Here is a 17,386-nt window from a genome sequence, read left to right as displayed (position 1 = left end):
AACGGTTGGAACGGATCAGCGATAGACCCCATGTGGGAGCGGGCTTGCTCGCGAAAGCGGCGTGTCAGCCGGTACATTCTGTACTGAGACACCGCATTCGCGAGCAAGCCCGCTCCCCCATTTAACCCTGCATCCAGGTCAGCGTTTGAGCTTGCGCTTGTTGCGGTATTGGTCGATCACCACGGCCACCACGATGATCAGCCCCTTGATGATGTCCTGGATGTACGCATCCACACCGACAAAAGTAAACCCGCTGGCCATCACGCCCAGGATCAGCGCGCCGATCACCGTGCCGGTAATGCGCCCTACCCCGCCCGCCAGGCTGGTGCCGCCGATCACGGCGGCGGCAATCGCGTCCAGTTCATAGGACATGCCCATCCCGGCCTGCCCCGTCGCCGCACGTGCCGAGGCAACCACACCGGCCAGGCCCGCCAGCAGGCCGGCGATGCTGTAGACGATGACCAGATGACGCTTGACGTTGATCCCCGAAGTCCGCGCCGCCTGCATGTTGCCGCCGATGGCGTAGGTGTACTTGCCGTACTTGGTGTAACGCAGGGCGATATGGAAGATCACCGCAACCACCAGGAAGATGATCACCGGCATCGCACCATGGCCGATGGCCGTGTACGAGTCCGAGAGCATGCTCACCGGCTGGCCTTCGGTGTAGTAGCGCGCCAGCCCACGGGCCGACACCATCATGCCCAGAGTGGCAATGAACGGCGGGATACCGGTCACGGCGATGATGCTGCCGTTGATCGCCCCCGCCAGCAGCCCTACGCCCAGCCCCATCGCCACCGGGATCCACACCGGCAAATCCGTGAGACTTGGAAACACTGCCCGTGAAAAGTCTGAAGTTTGCGCCAAACTGGCGGCGATCATCGCCGACAGCGCCAACACCGAACCGGATGACAGGTCGATACCCGTGGTAATGATCACCTGGGTCACGCCAATCGCCAGCAGACCAATGATCGACACTTGCAGGATCATCAGCACCAGGCGCTGGGAGTTCATCAGGAAGCTCTGGTCACGCACGATCCAGCCGAACAGTTCAAACACCAGGCCGATACCGATCAGCACCAGGAAGATGCTCAGCTCGGTCGGCATGCGCCGGCGTGTCTTGGTCGGCACAGTGGCCGGTTTGTTATCCGTTATTGCGTTCATAACCCATCACCTTTTTTATTCTGTACGTCAGTGGACTACGGTCATACCGGAAGCCAGCTGCATGACTTTTTCCTGGGTCGCCTCGGACCGATCCAGGGTGCCCATCAGTTCGCCCTCGTGCATCACCATCACCCGGTCGCTCATGCCCAGCACTTCGGGCAGCTCCGAGGAGATCATGATCACCGCCATGCCTTCGCTGGCGAGGAAGGAAATCAAACGGTAGATCTCGGCCTTGGCGCCCACATCGATGCCACGGGTCGGCTCATCGAGGATCAGCAAGCGTGGATTGGTCATCAACCAGCGCGCGAGCAAGGCTTTTTGCTGGTTGCCACCGGACAAGGTGTCGATGCACTGTTCAAGGGACGGGGTTTTCACCCGCAGCTTCTTGCACATGTCTTCGCACAGCGCACGCAGGGCTTTCTGCTGGATAAATCCGTTGCCGCTATAGTGCGGCAGCACGGCCATCTCCATGTTCTCCAGCACCGACAGGCACGGGAACAGGCCGCTGAGCTTGCGGTCCTCGGTCAACAGCGCAAAGCCCTTCTCGATCGCCATGTGCGGGTCGGTAATGCGCACCGCCTTGCCGTCGAGGGTGATCTGGCCGCTGCTGCTGGGGGTGATGCCAAAAATGGTTTCCGCCACATTGGTGCGGCCCGAGCCCATCAACCCGGCGATGCCGAGGATTTCACCGGCGTGCAGGTCGAACGAAACGTCTTTGAACACGCCATCCAGGCTCAGCTCGCGCACAGACATCAGCAGCGCACCGATGGGCGTCTCGCGCACCGGGAACAACTGACTCAGCTCACGGCCGACCATCATCGAGATCAGGCTGTCGCTGTTCATGCTGTCGGCGCGTTGCAGGCCGATGTAATGGCCGTCGCGAAACACGGCCACTTCGTCGGCGATGGCAAACACTTCGTTCATTTTGTGCGTGATGTAGACGATGCCTTTGCCCTGGGCCTTGAGGTCGGCAATGATCGAAAACAGGTGGGCCACTTCCTTGTCGGTAATGGCCGAAGTCGGTTCATCCATGATCAGGATGTCAGAGTCGTAGGACACCGCCTTGGCAATCTCGACCATCTGCCGCTCGGCGATACTCAGGTTGCCGACGTGTTCTTCCGGGTCCAGGTTGATGCGCAGGCGTGCCAGCAACTCGGCGGTGCAGCGGTGCATTTCGCGGTGGTTGACCATGTGCAGGCCGTTGAGCTGCTCGCGGCCGATCCAGATGTTCTCGGCGATGCTCATGTGCGGCATCAGGTTGAGCTCCTGGTGGATCATCGCGATCCCGGCCTTTTGTGCCGCCAGTGGGGTTTCAAACACAATCGGCTTGCCGCGCAGGCGGATTTCCCCGGCGTCGGGCTGGTAGATGCCGGCGATGATTTTCATCAGCGTCGACTTGCCCGCACCGTTCTCGCCCATCAGCGCCAGCACCGTACCCGGGCGCACTCGCAGTTGCACATCGGCCAGGGCCACGACGCCGGGAAAGCCTTTGCTGATATTGCTGATTTCCAACAGGTAGGGTTCTTCCAGTTCTACTGGCTGGATACCGGGAGGCTGCGAGAGAGTGGCTTGAGCAAGCATAGGGAGGTACTCCATCGGCAGGGCAACCGCACAGCTGCCCTGCTGGCTTATTGTTGTTATTTGAAGTCTTTGACGTTTTCGGGGGTGATCAGCTGGAACGGGATCACCACGTTCTGCTCGATAGGCTCGTTCTTAGCCATCTTGCGCGCTGTCTCAACCGACTTGTCCGCTTGGCCCTTGGCATCCTGGAAAGCCGACACAGTCATGTCACCCTTAGTGATCGCATTCAAACCATCCGGCGTGCCATCGACACCGGCGATCAGCACGCCTTTCTTACCTGCCGACTTCAGGGCCATGGAAGCACCAATCGCCATCTCGTCGTTGTTCGAGAGCACCGCCTGGAAGTCGCGCCCTTGGGTCAGCCAATCGTTGACCAGGGTCATGCCCTTGTCACGCAGCCATATCCCGGTCTGCTCCTGTTCGATCTTGATGCCAGGGTATTTGGCCAGGACTTCCTTCACTCCTTTGGTACGGTTGGAAGTGGAGTTATTCGCCAAGTCACCCAGCAGGATCACAATATTGCCTTTGCCGTCGAGCTTCTCCGCGATGTACTGCATTTGCAGCTTGCCCGCCTCGACGTCGTCGGAGGTTACCGCCGCTACGCCGGGGGCCAATGTTGCGCTGTCAGGGCGACGGTTGACGAATACCAGCGGGATTTTCGCCGCAGTGGCAGCCTTGATAATGTTCGCAGTCGAGGCTGTATCAACCGGGTTAACGATGATTGCATCGACTTTTTGGCTGATAAAGTTCTCGACCTGACTAAGTTGCTTCACCACATCGGCGCGGGCATCTTCAAACTGCAGTTGCACGCCGTCACCCTTTGGGTAGGACTTGGCTTGTTTGTCCATGTCTTCGCGCAGGTAGGTAAGAAAGGTGTCGTCGAAGGCGGACATACTCACACCTATCTTGAGATCGGCAGCCGAAGCAGCACCACTGGCCAGCAACAGCGACAGGGCTAGCGCGGTAAAACGGATCGGGGTCTTCATGAACGGTCTGTCTCCACTTTCTTGTTGGTTTTTTGGACGTTGCGTTTATCAGAGCTCGGCAGGCAGCCGGACGACGGGTGCACCTGGAATGCAGCACACCAGCGCGCCTTGGTTTTCGACGCACAACACATTGAGGAAAGAGAAGTAGAACGGCCGGGCGCGGGGCAGACCGCGTGGCGTGGAGGCTGGGCGTAAAACTCGCAGTACAGCGTTGAAGATTTTCATCTGACGGTACCTGGTTGTTTTTGATCTTGTTTTTGTTGAGTCGCCGGGGTCGAGCCCAAGACGTACTTTATGCAACCTGGAAAAGACTTTATTGGAAAATAATTTCCATATCAACCTGTTTTAGAATTTTATTCTATTTTTGTTGAAACCACCTGCTGACGCCCCGCGCTAAGGCGTGCGGCGTCCAATATACGGGTGGTTTCCAGCGCGTCATAGACGTCCACCGGCAGTGCTTCCTGGCTGTCCACGGCACGTTGCAACTGGCGATAGAACTGCGTCCAGCAGCCCTTCTCCGATGGCACCCGCTCGCGCTCCTCGCCTTGTTCGAACCAGCCCCAGCGCCGATGTTCTTCGGCGCCCCAGTGCTCGCCTTCGGTCTTCGGCGATTTGCCGGCCAACAGCGCCGCCTCCTGGCCATCCAGCCCTTCGACGGTGTAGCAACCGAGGGTGCCACTCACGCGAAAACGCGGGGCCTGGCTGTTTTGCAGAGCGCTGCCCCACAAATGGGAAATCACCCCGTTGGCATGGGTCAGGGACACAAAGAAGCCGTGATCGACGGTCGGGTGTTCGTGGCTGAACTGCAATTGCGCAAACACCCGATCCACCGGGCCGAACAGTTGCAGCGCCTGGTCCACCAGATGGCTGCCGAGGTCACGCAACCAACCGCCGCCGCTGGCATTGCCGACGGCGTGGGGGGCGTAGCGTTCCACGCGGGATTCAAAGCGGGTAATGGTGCCCAGGGCACCGGCGTCGATCAGTTTGCGCAGGGTCAGGTAGTCCGAGTCCCAGCGTCGGTTCTGATAAACGCTGAGCTTCACCCCATGGCGCTCGGCGGCGGTGATCAGCGCCTGGGCCTGTTCGGTGTTGGCGGCGAAGGGTTTGTCGCTGACCACCGTCAGCCCGTGCTCGATGGCTTCCAGCACCAGCGCCGGGCGGCCCTTGAGGGTGGTGGAGATGACCAGGGTGTCGACGCCGGCTTCGACAATCTGGCCGATGGAGTCAAACGCCTTGAGGCCGGGATGATCACTCGCCAACTGCTGGCGGCGCTCGGGGGAGCGTGTGACGACGCCGACAAACGTGGCGCCGGGCAAGGTTGCAATCAGCGGCGCATGAAAAAAGCGCCCTCCGTGGCCGTAGCCCACTAGTCCGATTCGCATGCAAACACTCCTTTTTCAAAGTGAAAACCTAATCTAAATGTGGGAGCGGGCTTGCTCGCGAATGCGGTGTGTCAGCCAAAATTCTGTATCTGAGACACCGCATTCGCGAGCAAGCCCGCTCCCACATTTTTGACTGCATTCCACCTTTGGGGTTGGGGTTAGCCGTAGAAGCGCGGACGATCCGGCAAGCTGACTTTCACAATCTGCTCACTGCTCTGCGCTTCGATACACGCATCCGCCGCCACCGCCGCCGCAAAGCCATCCCACGCCGACGGCCCGCCGACCTGGCCGGCGCGCACGCTGTCGATGAACGCCTGCAATTCCACGTCGTATGCACCGATAAACCGATCCTTCCAGTCCATCAGGATCGCATTGGACAACTTCGCTTCACTGCGCAGCTGCACCTGGGACGGCTCCGGCAGCTTGGCAATGCCGGTCTCCCCCACCACTTCGCACTGGATGTCGTAGCCGTATTGGCAGTTCACAAACACTTCCACATCGATACGCGTGCCCTTGGCGGTTTCCAGCAGCACGATCTGCGGGTCGCGCAGGTGCGCGAGGGCCTTGCTCGACTTGCGCGGGAACACCACTTGCACCGACACGTAGTCGTCGTTGAGCAACCAGCGCAACACATCCAATTCGTGGATCAGGGTGTCGGTGATCGCCATGTCGGTCTTGTAGTTCTCGCCCACTGTCGGGTTGCGGTGCGCGCAGTGCAGCATCAGCGGCTCGCCGATCTGGCCGCTGTCGATCACCGCCTTGAGTGCGCGATAGCCTTCGTCATACGGACGCATGAACCCGACTTGCACCAGGCGCTTGCCGTAGGCGACTTCGGCGTCGACGATCTTGCGGCAGCCGGCAGCAGTGACTGCCAGGGGTTTTTCGCAGAACACCGGCTTGCCGGCGGCGATGGCGGCGAGCACGAATTCCTCGTGGCTCGGGCCCCAGGACGTGACAAGCACCGCCTCGACCTGCGGCGAGTTGATCAGCGCGTGGCCGTCGGGGTACACCTCGGCGTCCAGCTTCAAATCGGCCACCACCTTGGCGGCCTGCTCGAGATTGATGTCGGTCACCGCCACCACCTGGCTGTTGAGCAGGGTCTGGCTGCAACGACGGATATGGTCCCGGCCAATGGCCCCAGTACCGATGACTCCAAGCTTCAACGACATGTAAAAACTCCTCTTGTTATTAGTACTGCCGGGCCTTCGCCAGCTGTTCATTGAGTTTCTTTGCAGCGGCATTCGTGCGTTCGCTGGTCGACACCTGCGCCACGCCGACCCGCCACCACGACAGGTAGCCGTGCACCATGGTTTTGGGCAGCACCTTGATGTCGATCAGCGTCGACACCGTTTGCGTACGCGCATCGGCCAGCGCCGCTTCAAGTTGCGCCACGGTGCTGACCTTGTAGGTCTTGCAGCCATAGGCCGCCGCGCTCATGGCAAAGTCCACCGGCACCAGGCCGCCGTCGAGCTTGCCGCTCTCGGGGTTGCGGTAGCGGAACTCGGTGCCGAAGCTGTCCATGCCATTGCCGATCTGCAAGTTGTTGATGCAACCAAAGGCCATGTTGTCCAGCAGCACCACGTTGATCTTGCGCCGCTCCTGGATCGAGGTGGCCAGCTCCGAGTGCAGCATCATGTAGGAGCCGTCGCCGACCAACGCATACACCTCCTTGCTCGGCTCGGCGAGTTTCACCCCCAGCGCGGCGTTGATCTCGTAGCCCATGCACGAATAGCCATATTCGACGTGGTAGGTGTTGACGCCCTTGCTGCGCCAGGCGCGTTGCAAGTCGCCGGGCAGGCTGCCGGCAGCGGCGACGATGATCGCGTCGTCGGCCAGGGTCTGGTTGAGTACACCGAGCACGCGGCTCTGGGTCAGGCACGAGCCGGTCAGCTCGATGAATTCACGCAGCACGGCGCGGTCGAGGTGGTCGTCGACTTCGGGCACGAAGCCGTCGCCGCTGTATTCCACCTGATGCACGCGCTCGACTTCGGCGTCGAGCTGCGCCTTGGCCTCGCGCACCTGTTCGCCCCAGCCGCTGCGGTAATCGCCCAACGCATCCGCCAAGGCTTCAAGGGCCAGTTGCGCATCGCCCAGCACTTGCACCGCGTCGAGTTTCAACACATCGCACGGGCTGATGTTGAGGTTGAGGAACTTGACATCGGCATGCTTGAACAGCGATTTGGACGAGGTGGTGAAGTCGGTATAACGCGTGCCGATGCCGATGATCAGGTCGGCCTGCGGTGCCAGCAGGTTGGCCGCCAGGCAACCGGTTTCGCCAATGCCGCCAACGTTCAGCGGGTGGCTGGAAACCACCGCACTCTTGCCCGCCTGGGTTTCGGCAAACGGAATCCCGAAGCGCTCGGCGAACGCCTGCAACGCAGCATTCGCGCCGGAGTACTTGACCCCGCCGCCGCAGATAATCAGCGGCTTGCGCTTGCCACGGAACGCGGCCAGTGCATCGCCGATCATTGCCGGGGTGGCCGGGCGACGGTCGATACGGTGCACGCGTTTTTGCAGGAAATAGTCGGGATAGTCCCAGGCTTCGGCCTGCACATCCTGGGGCAGCGCCAGGGTCACCGCGCCGGTTTCGGCGGGGTCGGTGAGCACGCGCATGGCGTGGATCGCCGCCGTCATCAATTGCTCGGGGCGGTTGATGCGGTCCCAGTATTTGCTCACGGAACGGAACGCGTCGTTGGTGCTGATGCTCAGGTCATGGAACTGTTCGATCTGTTGCAACACCGGGTCAGGCTGGCGGCTGGCGTAGACATCGCCGGGCAACAACAGCAGCGGGATGCGGTTGGCCGTGGCAGTGGCAGCGGCGGTCAGCATATTCGCCGCGCCGGGGCCGACCGACGCGGTGCACGCGTAGATCTTGCGCCGCAGGTGCTGCTTGGCAAAACCGATGGCGGCATGGGCCATGCCCTGCTCGTTGCGGCCCTGGTGCACCACCAGGTCGCCGCTGTCCTGCTCCAGCGCCTGGCCGAGGCCCAGCACGTTGCCGTGGCCGAAAATGGTGAACACACCGGCGACAAACTTGCTCTCTACGCCATCGACTTCGATGTATTGGTTGTCCAGGAACTTCACCAGGGCCTGGGCCATGGTCAGTCGGGTTGTGGTCATGTCGCGCCCCTTAAAGGTCCAGTAGCCAGCTGTGCTGCGGGTCGTTGTGGAAATGCCAGGCGCGCTTGGGGCCGGCCATCACGTTCAGGTAATAGGACTCGTAGCCGTACGGCACGCTGACCGGGTGATACCCCTTGGGCACCACCACCAGGTCGCTGTTTTCCACGGCCATGGCCTGGTCGATGCTGCGGTCGTCGGTGTACACGCGCTGGAACACAAAGCCCTGGGGCGGGTTGATCTGGTGGTAATAGGTCTCTTCCAGAAAGCTCTGGTGCGGCAAGTCGTCGGTGTCGTGCTTGTGCGGCGGGTAGCTCGACGAATGCCCGGACGGCGTACGCACCTCCACCACCAGCAGCGAATGGGCCGGCTCGCTGTCCGGCAGGATGTCGCACACGTAGCGGGTGTTGGCGCCCTTGCCACGCACACTGCGCTTGCACTGTTCGGGGCGGATCAGGCGCGGTTCGTAACCTTCGGCACCGGGGGCGGCGCACACGGCAATCTGCACATCGCTCAACGCGGTGACCTGGGCCACGGTGCCGGGTGGCAAGTAGGCGGCGAACGGCGATTTGTCTTCAAACACCGACTGGCGATCACCGAGGTTCTGCCAGTTGAAGCCCTCGCCCTGGATATTCACCCGGCCGCTGAGCAGCACCAGGCACAGCTCCTTGTCCCCGGCACTGACCGGCAGGGTTTCGCCCAGGCTCAAGCGGTAGGCTTTGAAACCCACGTACTCCAGGCGTCCGTCTTCGAGGGCGACCATGGTTTGCCCGCGTTTGTGGCTCTTGACCAACAGGCTCATGCTTTTGTCCTCTCGGTGAGCAGCGCACGCAGGGTGTCGTAGCCCTTTTTCGCGTAGGTATAGCTGGGCGCGACGGCCGGGTCCTGCTCGGCTTCGACCACCAGCCAACCTGCGTAGCGGGCGGCCAGCAGCACGTCGAGCAGCTCGCCAAACTCAATGTCGCCATCGCCGGGCACGGTAAAGGTGCCGTTGACGATGCAATCCGGGAAGCTCCACATCTGGTTGCGCGCCAGCTGCACCACCGGCTTGCGCACGTCCTTGAAGTGCACGTGACAAACACGGTCGATGTGTTTTTTCAGGACTTCCAGCGGCTCGCCGCCCCCCATGTAGCAATGGCCCGAATCGAACAGCAGGCCGACTTCCGGGCCGGTGCGTTGCATCAGCTGGTCGATGTCTTCCGGGGATTCAACGTAAGCCCCCATATGGTGGTGGTACGCCAGGCGCACGCCCTGGGACAGGGTAAAACGCGCCAGCTCAGTGAGCTTGTCGGCGTAGTCCTGCCAGGCTTGTTCACTGTGGAACCGCGGGCGTTCGATCAAGCGGATACGTGACCCCTGGATCGAATCGGCGACTTCGCCGTACACCAGCACCGTGGCGCCGTTTTGTTTGAGCAACTCGACGTGCCCGGCGATGGCCTCGATTTCTTCTGCCACCGAGCGCCGCGCCAGGCGGCTGGAGTACCAGCCGGAGACCAGCGCCAGGTCATACGGGCGCAGCACATCGCCGACGCCCTTGGCGTCCTTGGGGAATTTGCCGTTGAGTTCAAAACCTTCGTAGCCGATTTCCTTGCCTTCGCTCAGCGCGGTGCTCAGGGGCGTTTCACCGCCGAGGGCCGGCAGGTCGTCGTTGCTCCAGGAAATCGGGTTGATGCCAATTCGGATTGCGGGCATGGCTGCACCTTTTGTTTTTATCTAACTTAAGCCGGGTGAGATTTGCTTTATGTGGGAGCGGGCTTGCTCGCGAATGCGGTGTGTCAGATAAAGATGCTGTGACTGATACACCGCTTTCGCGAGCAAGCCCGCTCCCACATTTGATTGCATTCCACATTTGAAACTGGGTTTAGGTTCGGGCACTGCGCCAGGCGTTAATGAGCTGTTCGAACGTCGCCTGGACGCGCTGAATCAATGTCTCATCATCAATATCCCCGGCCAGCCACGCGCGGCTCGGCTCCTGGAAGATCGTGCGACCCACGGCGAAACCACGGCAGGTGCTGCTCTGGCTGGCCTGCCGGAAGCCATCGGCGAGGCATTCGGCCGACGCATTCAGCCCCAGCAACACCACCCCACGGCAATACGGGTCGCGTTCCTGGATCAGTTCGTCGAGCTGTTTCCAGTCCTCGGCCGATTGCGCCTCGATCTTCCACCACGCCGGGTAGATGCCCAGGTTGTACAGGCGCTTGAGGCTGCGATACAGCACATCCGGGTAAGTGGACGGGTGATCCTTGGGCGGGATGACTTCCAGCAACAGCTCATGGCCGCTGACCACGGACGCGTCGTACACCGCCTTGAGTTGCGCTTCCTGCTCCAGGCGCAGCAACGGTTCGTCGTCCGGGTGGTATTGCACCAGGCACTTGATGATTTGTTCCTGGGGCCAGGCGATCAGGTTGCTGCCGAGCGAACGGCCGTGTTCCAGCGCCAGGGGCCGCGAGTTCTGCACTTCCACCGGGCGTGCGATCCACCAGCCGCGACCGCTGGCGGCGTTGAGCGCATCCTGGCCGAAGCGTTGGTCTGCCAACAGGCCCACATCGGCGTCGACACCCTGCTCGGCGAGCTTGCGCTCCACGCGTTCGATGGCCTGGATAAACAGTTGCTTGATCGCACTGATGCGCGTGGTGTCCTGGCCGCCGCGTTGCGCCAGGTCGACCAATTGCCAGCGGTGATCGAAAGCAAAGATGAACAACTGCTTCCAGGCCTTGCGCGGCACCGTGACGCGGTGCAGGCGTTGCAGGGTTTCGTCCTGGTCGGGACGGGTAATCGGCACCGGGCTGTTGAACAGGTACTCGAGTTCGGCCGGAGTCGGCATGGCCGGGGCGCAGGCGTGGCGCGACACCACAAGGCCGCCGCAGGCGTTGGCCAACTGGCTGCAACGTTCGTCGCTGGCGTCATTGATCCAGCCGCTGAGAAAGCCCGACATGAACGCATCGCCGGCGCCGAGGACATTGAGCACTTCAACGCGCACGCCGGGGTAGATCGCACCGTCTTCCAGGCGCGCAGGGATCGCTCCGTGGATCACCGTGCAGCCCTGCGGGCCAAGCTTGACCACCAGGGTCGCCGGGGTCAGTTCACGCACTCGGCGCAGCGCGGTGAGCAAATCTTCACTGCCGCCGGCGATCAGGAATTCTTCTTCAGTGCCGACGATCAGGTCGAACCGCGGCAGGATTTTCTGCACATGGGCGCTGACATTCTGGTCGGCAACAAACCGCGTCTCGCCATCGGCCTTGCCCGCCAGGCCCCACAGCACCGGGCGGTAGTCGATGTCGAGCACACGCTTGACGTTATGCTTGGCCGCGTAATCCAGGGCCTGGATGCTGGCCTTGTACACACTGTCGGTGGAGAAATGCGTGCCGGTGATCAGCAAGGCTTTGCTGGAGGCGATAAAGGCTTCGTTGATGTCTTCGGCGCGCAGGGCCATGTCGGCGCAGTTTTCGCGGTAGAACACCAGGGGGAAGGTCTCGCGATCCTTGAGCCCGAGCAACACCAGCGCGGTGAGACGTTCCGGGTCGACCTTGATGCCGCTGACATCGCAACCTTCACGGGCCAGGGACTCCACGAGGAAGCGACCCATATGGTCGTCCCCGACCCGGCTCAACATCGCTGACTTGAGCCCAAGCCGTGCGGTGCCGAACGCGATATTGGCGGAGGAACCGCCGAGGTACTTGGCGAAGCTGGACACGTCCTCAAGCCGCGCACCCACTTGCTGCGCATAGAGGTCGACGCCCAGGCGCCCGAGGCAAATCAGATCCAATTGACGCCCACTGGCAAAACGAGTCTGGCCCATGCTGGCTCCTGTTATTTTTATCAGCCTGCGTTGTGCCGCCGTGGCGACGGCAAACGCTCTTGGTGGGAGCAGACTAGAACGTCCGCCGGCAGCAATCAATATTTATTCTAGAATTATTTTTAGTGGAATATTTTTTCCAATACGTCAGCATAGGGGCACGCCAGCCACCGTGCATCGTTTCAGCAGGCCACGCGGGCCGTGATGCCGGGGTATTTTTTTGCGCCTACCCTGTAGACTTGCGCCACCCATCAGCGCAACAGACGAACAAGACAGAAGGATTGCCCATGCCCGAGACCCCTTCACAAGACGCTCTCGCCAGCCCTCCGATCAATGCCGAGCGCCTGTTGCAGCTGATCACCGACGAATACGAAAGCCTGCCGCGCCAGCTCAAGCGCATCGCCAGCTACATGAGCCAACAGAGCGACCGCATCATGGTCGACCGCATCAGCGACATCGCCCGCGAATGTGAAGTGCACCCTTCGGCCATCGTGCGTTTCTCCCAGCGCTTCGGCTTCAGTGGGTTCAGTGAGATGCAGGCGTTGTTCCGCGAGGCCTACACCCACAAGACCACGCCGGTGCAGAACTACCAGCAGCGCATCCGCAGCATGATCGCCAACAAATCCCAGAAGGCCAGCGGCGGCGACCTGGCGCGCGAGTGCGTCAACGCGACCTTGTCCGGCATCGAGCGCCTGGGGCTGGAACTGGACGATGCGGCCTTCGAAAAAGCCGTGGACCTGGTGGTGAATGCCGACAACATCTACGTGGTCGGCGTGCGCCGCTCGTTCGCGGTGGCCGACTATCTGGTCTACAACCTGCAGCACACCAACAAGCGCATCCACCTGATCTCGGGCCTGGGCGGCAGCTACCGCGAGCAGATGCGCAGCGTGCGCGCCAACGACCTGGTGATCGCCATCAGCTTTACGCCCTACGGCAAAGAGACCCAGCACTGCCTGCGCATCGCCCAGCACCATCAGGCCAAGACGTTGATCATCACCGACAGCAACCTGTCGCCCCTGGCCAAGCGGGCGAACGCGGTGCTGTTGGTCAATGAAGGATCGTCGTTTGCGTTTCGTTCGTTGAGCGCGACGTTATGCCTGTGCCAGGCGCTGTTTATTGCCGTGGCGTATCGCCTGGAACTCAAGGTGGATGAGATCCACGAGCAGGTTGGGTTTGACGACTGATACCCGGTACAACACCTGATTGTCGTGTTGTACGGGTCAAGCGGCCGTTAACAATTGCGCAAGTGCACGTCCGTGAAAGCGGATCTGCGCCAGGGTCAACGCGGTGTAGCCGATGATCACCGCCGATGGCAGGCGCACCTGGGCGCAGAACTTGCCCAGCGGCTGCAACGTCAACCCGACGGCGGCGGCCCGTTGGCAAAAATCGGCTTCCTCGACGCCCGGCGGCAACCACAACACAAAATGCAACCCGGCCTGCTGGCCGCTGACCGTGGAACTGTCCGGCAGGCACGCAAGCAACCCATCGCGCCGTGCCTGATACGCCTGACGTGAAGCGCGCAAATGCCGCACAAACCCGCCGCTGCGCAGAAACACCTGCAAGCCCAGTTGATCCGTAACACCCACCGAATGCCCGGTGAGTTGCAGCGTGCGCAGCAATGAGCGACGCAATGCCTTGGGCACCACCATGAACCCCACACGCAGGCCGGGGAACAGGTTCTTGTTGAAGCTGCCGCAATAGATCACGCGGTCGTTCGAATCCAGGGACTTGAGCGCGGCCAGTGGCGCGGCGTTGTAGTTGTATTCGCTGTCGTAGTCATCTTCAACCACCCAGGCGTCGGCACGGCTGGCCCAGTCCAACAGTGCCAGGCGCCGCGAAACTGACAGGGTCATGCCCAGCGGCGCCTGATGGGCAGGCGTAACGTAAGCCAGGCGCGCCGTCGGCGGTAGTTGTTCGGTGTCGAGGCCTTCGCCGGTGACGGCAATACTCTGGACCTGCGCCCCCGCTAGGCTGAACAAGCGTCGCGCCGGCAGATAACCGGGGTCTTCGACGCAAGCAATGTCGCCTGGCTTGAGCACGGTTCGCGCGATCAGATCAAGGGCATGGCGGATGCCCGTGGTGACAAGCACTTCATCCGCCTCGCACCTCATGCCGCGATAGCTGCGCAGGTAGTCGGCGATCTGCGCACGCAGTTCAGGCAGGCCCGCGGGATGAGAGGCTTCGAGCACGCCCGGCCCCACCGCCAGCAAGCCTCGGGAAATACAGCGGGCCCAAGTTTTCAGATCAAACAGGCTGGCATCCGGGCGTCGGGCGACAAAGGGGATGTGGCTCTGCACACCTGTGGCCGGCTGATCGGGCACGGCCTCGCGACGCGGCGCGGCATTTGCCGGCGCCGCAATGAACTGTTCCGGAATCACCGCACACACCCGCGTTCCGGAACCTGCCACCCGCTGCACATAGCCTTCGCTGTGTAACCGATCAAACGCTGCCTCCAGGGTGCCCCGGGACACCAGCCAGCGCTCGGCCAGGCTGCGGGTGGACGGCAAGCGACTGCCGGCCGGCAACTGTCGATTCAGGATAGCCCCGCGCAGGGCGTCGTAGGCGCCCTGCTGCTTGCCTGTATCCAGGCTGTCGGGGCGCGGCAAATCCAGGGCGGATCCAGCTTTTCCTCGGCTCATAGTGGTCCAGTCAATCCATGGTCAAGTGGCCCTGCGAATTAAACCACAAAGGCAATAGAGTCCGAATCCTACCTACAGCGAAGAAATCTCCTATGACCCAACGCGCCCTTTCCACAGGTTTTTGGCTGGTGCTGCTGACCGTCCTGATCGCCTTGCCGCGCATCACCCTGGACCTGCACCTGCCCGCCTTGCCCGGCATGGCCGACTACTTCCACAGCAGCGACAGCCAGCTGCAACTGACCCTCACGCTGTACACCCTGGGTTCGGCAATCTCGCTGCTGGTCGCCGGCCCGCTCACCGACCGTTTCGGCCGCCGTCCGATATTGCTCGCCGGACTGTTGCTGTATGTCATCGCCACGGCGGCCTGCGCCCTGGCTGACAGCCTCAGCGTGCTGATCATCGCCCGCCTGTTCCAGGCCCTGGGCGGTTGCTGCACCACGGTGATCGGCCGGGTGATCGTGCGCGACTACTTCGACCGCCACGAACAGGCACGCCTGCTCGGCCTGATTTCCATGGCCATGGCCGTGTCACCAATGGCGGCACCGGTCCTGGGCAGCCTGATGTTGCCGCTGATCAACTGGCGTGGGCTGTTTGTGTTGCTCGCAGTGATTGGCGTGGCGCTGTGCCTGGTGGTGTATCGCCGCCTGCCGGAGACCCGTCCGCCGGAAGTTGCCGCGGCGCCGCCGAGCAACCTGTTGCGAATCTACGGCCAGTTGCTGGGTGAGCGCTATTTCCTGCGCTACTCCCTGGCCATCGGCTGCGTGTACAGCACGTACTTCCCATTTATCAGCGAGTCATCGGCGTTGTTGCAGCGCAGTTTTCAGCTCTCTGCCACGGCGTATGCAGGGGTCTTTGCAGCGACTATCAGCGGCTACATGCTCGGCGCACATCTGTTCCGGCGCCTGGTGCTGCGGTTCGAGCCGGATCAATTGATCACAGCCGCCATCGCATTGAACGTGCTCGGCAGCCTGACGCTCGCGGCGACGACCACCGCGTTGCCGGGCGAGTGGCTGGCGATTGTATTGCCGATGGTGGTGATCATGGTGTCGGTGGGAATGGTGATTCCGGCCTGTCAGCTGGCGGTGTTGCAGCCCTACGGCGCGATAGCGGGGACGGCGTCGGGATTGTTCTTTTTTACCCAGATGTTATTGACGGCAGTCAGCAGTTGGGCGACAGGGTTGTTGTCCGACGGCACCTCTGGGCCGTTGGTGGTGATGACGTCGCTGGCGAGCGCATTGCTGGTCATCAGTTGGCTGACACTACGCAAAACCCAATGTGGGAGCGGGCTTGCCCGCGATGGTGGTGTGCCAGTCAACTGATGAGTCATTGACAGACCGCCATCGCGAGCAAGCCCGCTCTCACATTTTGAGCCGAGCAAGGCTCAGGTTTAATGCATGAAGATAGCGATCAGGATGATGACCGGGATAGGCACACCGAGGAAAAAAAGCAGTATCGAGCGCATGATGTTCTCCTTGAATTAACGGACAAAGTGTTCAGTTTCGACATACACCACTGCATCGCGACGGCGACCGCCGTAGGTGGCAGCGAAGCTGGCAAAGAATGCACCGATCAGCAGGGCAATGAAGGTCCACAGCGACGTGTAGGCAGCGACTTTGGCGGCAGTATCAGCGGCCTGCTTGGCTTTGAGCTTGGCATCCTCGACGGCTTTACGGGCATCGCCATAGACCTTGTCGATGCGCGCCTCGGCGTCGGCCTGGCTGAGGTTGGTGCGCTGGCTGATCAACTGGGCCAGGTAGGCACGGTCTTCGGCGGCGAGCTGGCCGTCGTTGCTCAGAGTGCGGGCGAAGATGCGCGCCACCACGCCGTGGGCCGCGTCATCGCTGACGGCAACCGGGCGGTTGTCGCGGAACAGGCTGTCGACGTAGTAGCCGAAGTCTTCACCCTTGGCCGCAGTGCCAATGGCCTGGGCCGCACCCGACGCCACGCTGGCCGAGGCTTTCACGCCGCCACCGACCACACTGCTGACCGAGCCGACGACCAGCACCGCCGTCACCAACGTGGCCACGGCCCAGGCCAGGAAGCCATGGGCAGTGTCGCGGAAATACACCTCATCGCCATGCACATTGGCCCACTTCACCCGCAATCGGCCGGCAATGTAACCGCCCAGGCCCGACGCGACGATCTGGGTGAACGCCAGCCAGACAATCGTGGAAATGCCCAGGCCCTTGGCGCTGATACCGCTGTCGGCCCACGGCGATACCGCCGAAAAGCCCAGGCCGAAGCCCAGCAGTACCAGGATCAGGGAAAACGCCGCCGCAGCGGCGGCCCCGGCAAAGATCGCGGCCCAGGAAACCCCGGACTGCGCGCTCGACGCTTCTTGTAGCGTGGATGAGGATGTGATCATTGTTGTTTTGCTCCCGGCAGGAAAAATGGTGTTACATGTCTCAGAAAGGACAAGTGCAGACGCCGTGCCAGTCGCAACAAAATTAAATATCCATAAATATCAAAACGTTAGATAACTTGAACTTCCTAGGACCATGCAACTTGCAAGAACAGCCTCCTCCGGGCAGGCGTTATGCAACCTCCAGCCGAACTCGGTCAGTGTGGGAGCGGGCTTGCTCGCGAATGCGGTCTATCTGTAACAAGTGTGTTGGCTGGCAGACCGCTATCGCGAGCAAGCCCGCTCCCACATTGACCAGCGCCAGCCAGTGAAAAATCTGTTGGTTGCGCCAACATGAAGTTTAATTTAGGAAGCGTTCAGGC

General features: G+C 61.5%; 14 protein-coding genes. 2 read left to right on the top strand and 12 right to left on the bottom strand.

All coding sequences use genetic code 11. The annotated features are described in order from the left end of the window. Window positions 1-138: 138 nt before the first annotated feature. The 10 genes from AC3ISR_RS11710 to AC3ISR_RS11665 form a co-directional block, all read right to left on the bottom strand. Window positions 139-1,161: an ABC transporter permease gene (locus tag AC3ISR_RS11710; RefSeq protein WP_192299736.1), complete on the bottom strand. Its 1,023-nt coding sequence runs from the start codon at window positions 1,159-1,161 to the stop codon at window positions 139-141. Between the two features lie 27 nt (window positions 1,162-1,188). After that, entirely contained in the window at window positions 1,189-2,742 is a 1,554-nt protein-coding gene (locus tag AC3ISR_RS11705) for a sugar ABC transporter ATP-binding protein (RefSeq protein WP_192299737.1), read from the bottom strand. 56 nt (window positions 2,743-2,798) lie between these two features. Continuing rightward, complete coding sequence (locus tag AC3ISR_RS11700) at window positions 2,799-3,728, bottom strand: sugar ABC transporter substrate-binding protein (protein WP_226457191.1); 930 nt, start codon at window positions 3,726-3,728, stop codon at window positions 2,799-2,801. A 48-nt stretch (window positions 3,729-3,776) separates the two neighbouring features. Continuing rightward, window positions 3,777-3,953, bottom strand: a complete 177-nt coding sequence (locus AC3ISR_RS11695; protein WP_192299738.1) for a hypothetical protein — start codon at window positions 3,951-3,953, stop codon at window positions 3,777-3,779. Window positions 3,954-4,081: 128 nt separating this feature from the next. Further along, window positions 4,082-5,110, bottom strand: coding sequence for a Gfo/Idh/MocA family protein (locus tag AC3ISR_RS11690; RefSeq protein ID WP_463983986.1), 1,029 nt, complete (start codon window positions 5,108-5,110; stop codon window positions 4,082-4,084). A gap of 158 nt (window positions 5,111-5,268) precedes the next feature. Further along, window positions 5,269-6,279 (bottom strand): bifunctional inositol 2-dehydrogenase/D-chiro-inositol 1-dehydrogenase, encoded by a 1,011-nt coding sequence (gene iolG / locus AC3ISR_RS11685; protein ID WP_463983987.1) that lies wholly within the window; start codon window positions 6,277-6,279, stop codon window positions 5,269-5,271. 19 nt (window positions 6,280-6,298) lie between these two features. Next, window positions 6,299-8,230 carry a 3D-(3,5/4)-trihydroxycyclohexane-1,2-dione acylhydrolase (decyclizing) gene (gene iolD / locus AC3ISR_RS11680; protein ID WP_192299741.1) on the bottom strand — a complete coding sequence of 644 codons (1,932 nt, stop codon included), beginning with the start codon at window positions 8,228-8,230 and terminating at the stop codon, window positions 6,299-6,301. A gap of 10 nt (window positions 8,231-8,240) precedes the next feature. Further along, window positions 8,241-9,029, bottom strand: coding sequence for a 5-deoxy-glucuronate isomerase (gene iolB / locus AC3ISR_RS11675; RefSeq protein ID WP_192299742.1), 789 nt, complete (start codon window positions 9,027-9,029; stop codon window positions 8,241-8,243). Further along, the gene (gene iolE / locus AC3ISR_RS11670) at window positions 9,026-9,919 is read right to left on the bottom strand and encodes a myo-inosose-2 dehydratase (RefSeq protein ID WP_463983988.1); all 894 of its coding nucleotides are present in this window, start codon (window positions 9,917-9,919) and stop codon (window positions 9,026-9,028) included. The genes iolB and iolE overlap by 4 nt, the downstream gene beginning before the upstream one ends. A 169-nt stretch (window positions 9,920-10,088) precedes the next feature. Then, on the bottom strand, window positions 10,089-12,026 hold the full coding sequence (locus tag AC3ISR_RS11665; protein WP_463983989.1) for a bifunctional 5-dehydro-2-deoxygluconokinase/5-dehydro-2-deoxyphosphogluconate aldolase: 1,938 nt from the start codon (window positions 12,024-12,026) through the stop codon (window positions 10,089-10,091). A 284-nt stretch (window positions 12,027-12,310) separates the two neighbouring features. Here AC3ISR_RS11665 and AC3ISR_RS11660 point away from each other — a divergent pair, with 284 nt between their 5' ends. Next, the gene (locus tag AC3ISR_RS11660) at window positions 12,311-13,207 is read left to right on the top strand and encodes a MurR/RpiR family transcriptional regulator (RefSeq protein ID WP_192299745.1); all 897 of its coding nucleotides are present in this window, start codon (window positions 12,311-12,313) and stop codon (window positions 13,205-13,207) included. A gap of 36 nt (window positions 13,208-13,243) precedes the next feature. On the opposite strand, the gene pdxR is transcribed toward AC3ISR_RS11660, so the two are convergent. Beyond that, complete coding sequence (gene pdxR, locus AC3ISR_RS11655) at window positions 13,244-14,662, bottom strand: MocR-like pyridoxine biosynthesis transcription factor PdxR (RefSeq protein WP_463983990.1); 1,419 nt, start codon at window positions 14,660-14,662, stop codon at window positions 13,244-13,246. Between the two features lie 92 nt (window positions 14,663-14,754). Between pdxR and AC3ISR_RS11650 the strand changes: the two genes are divergently transcribed. After that, window positions 14,755-15,981 carry a multidrug effflux MFS transporter gene (locus tag AC3ISR_RS11650; RefSeq protein ID WP_463983991.1) on the top strand — a complete coding sequence of 409 codons (1,227 nt, stop codon included), beginning with the start codon at window positions 14,755-14,757 and terminating at the stop codon, window positions 15,979-15,981. Window positions 15,982-16,139: 158 nt separating this feature from the next. Here AC3ISR_RS11650 and AC3ISR_RS11645 read toward each other — a convergent pair whose 3' ends face one another. After that, complete coding sequence (locus AC3ISR_RS11645) at window positions 16,140-17,027, bottom strand: hypothetical protein (RefSeq protein WP_192299748.1); 888 nt, start codon at window positions 17,025-17,027, stop codon at window positions 16,140-16,142. Window positions 17,028-17,386 lie beyond the last annotated feature (359 nt).

The organism is Pseudomonas sp. GL_117 (genome assembly GCF_057835125.1).
This window is presented reverse-complemented; position numbering and strand designations above follow the sequence as displayed.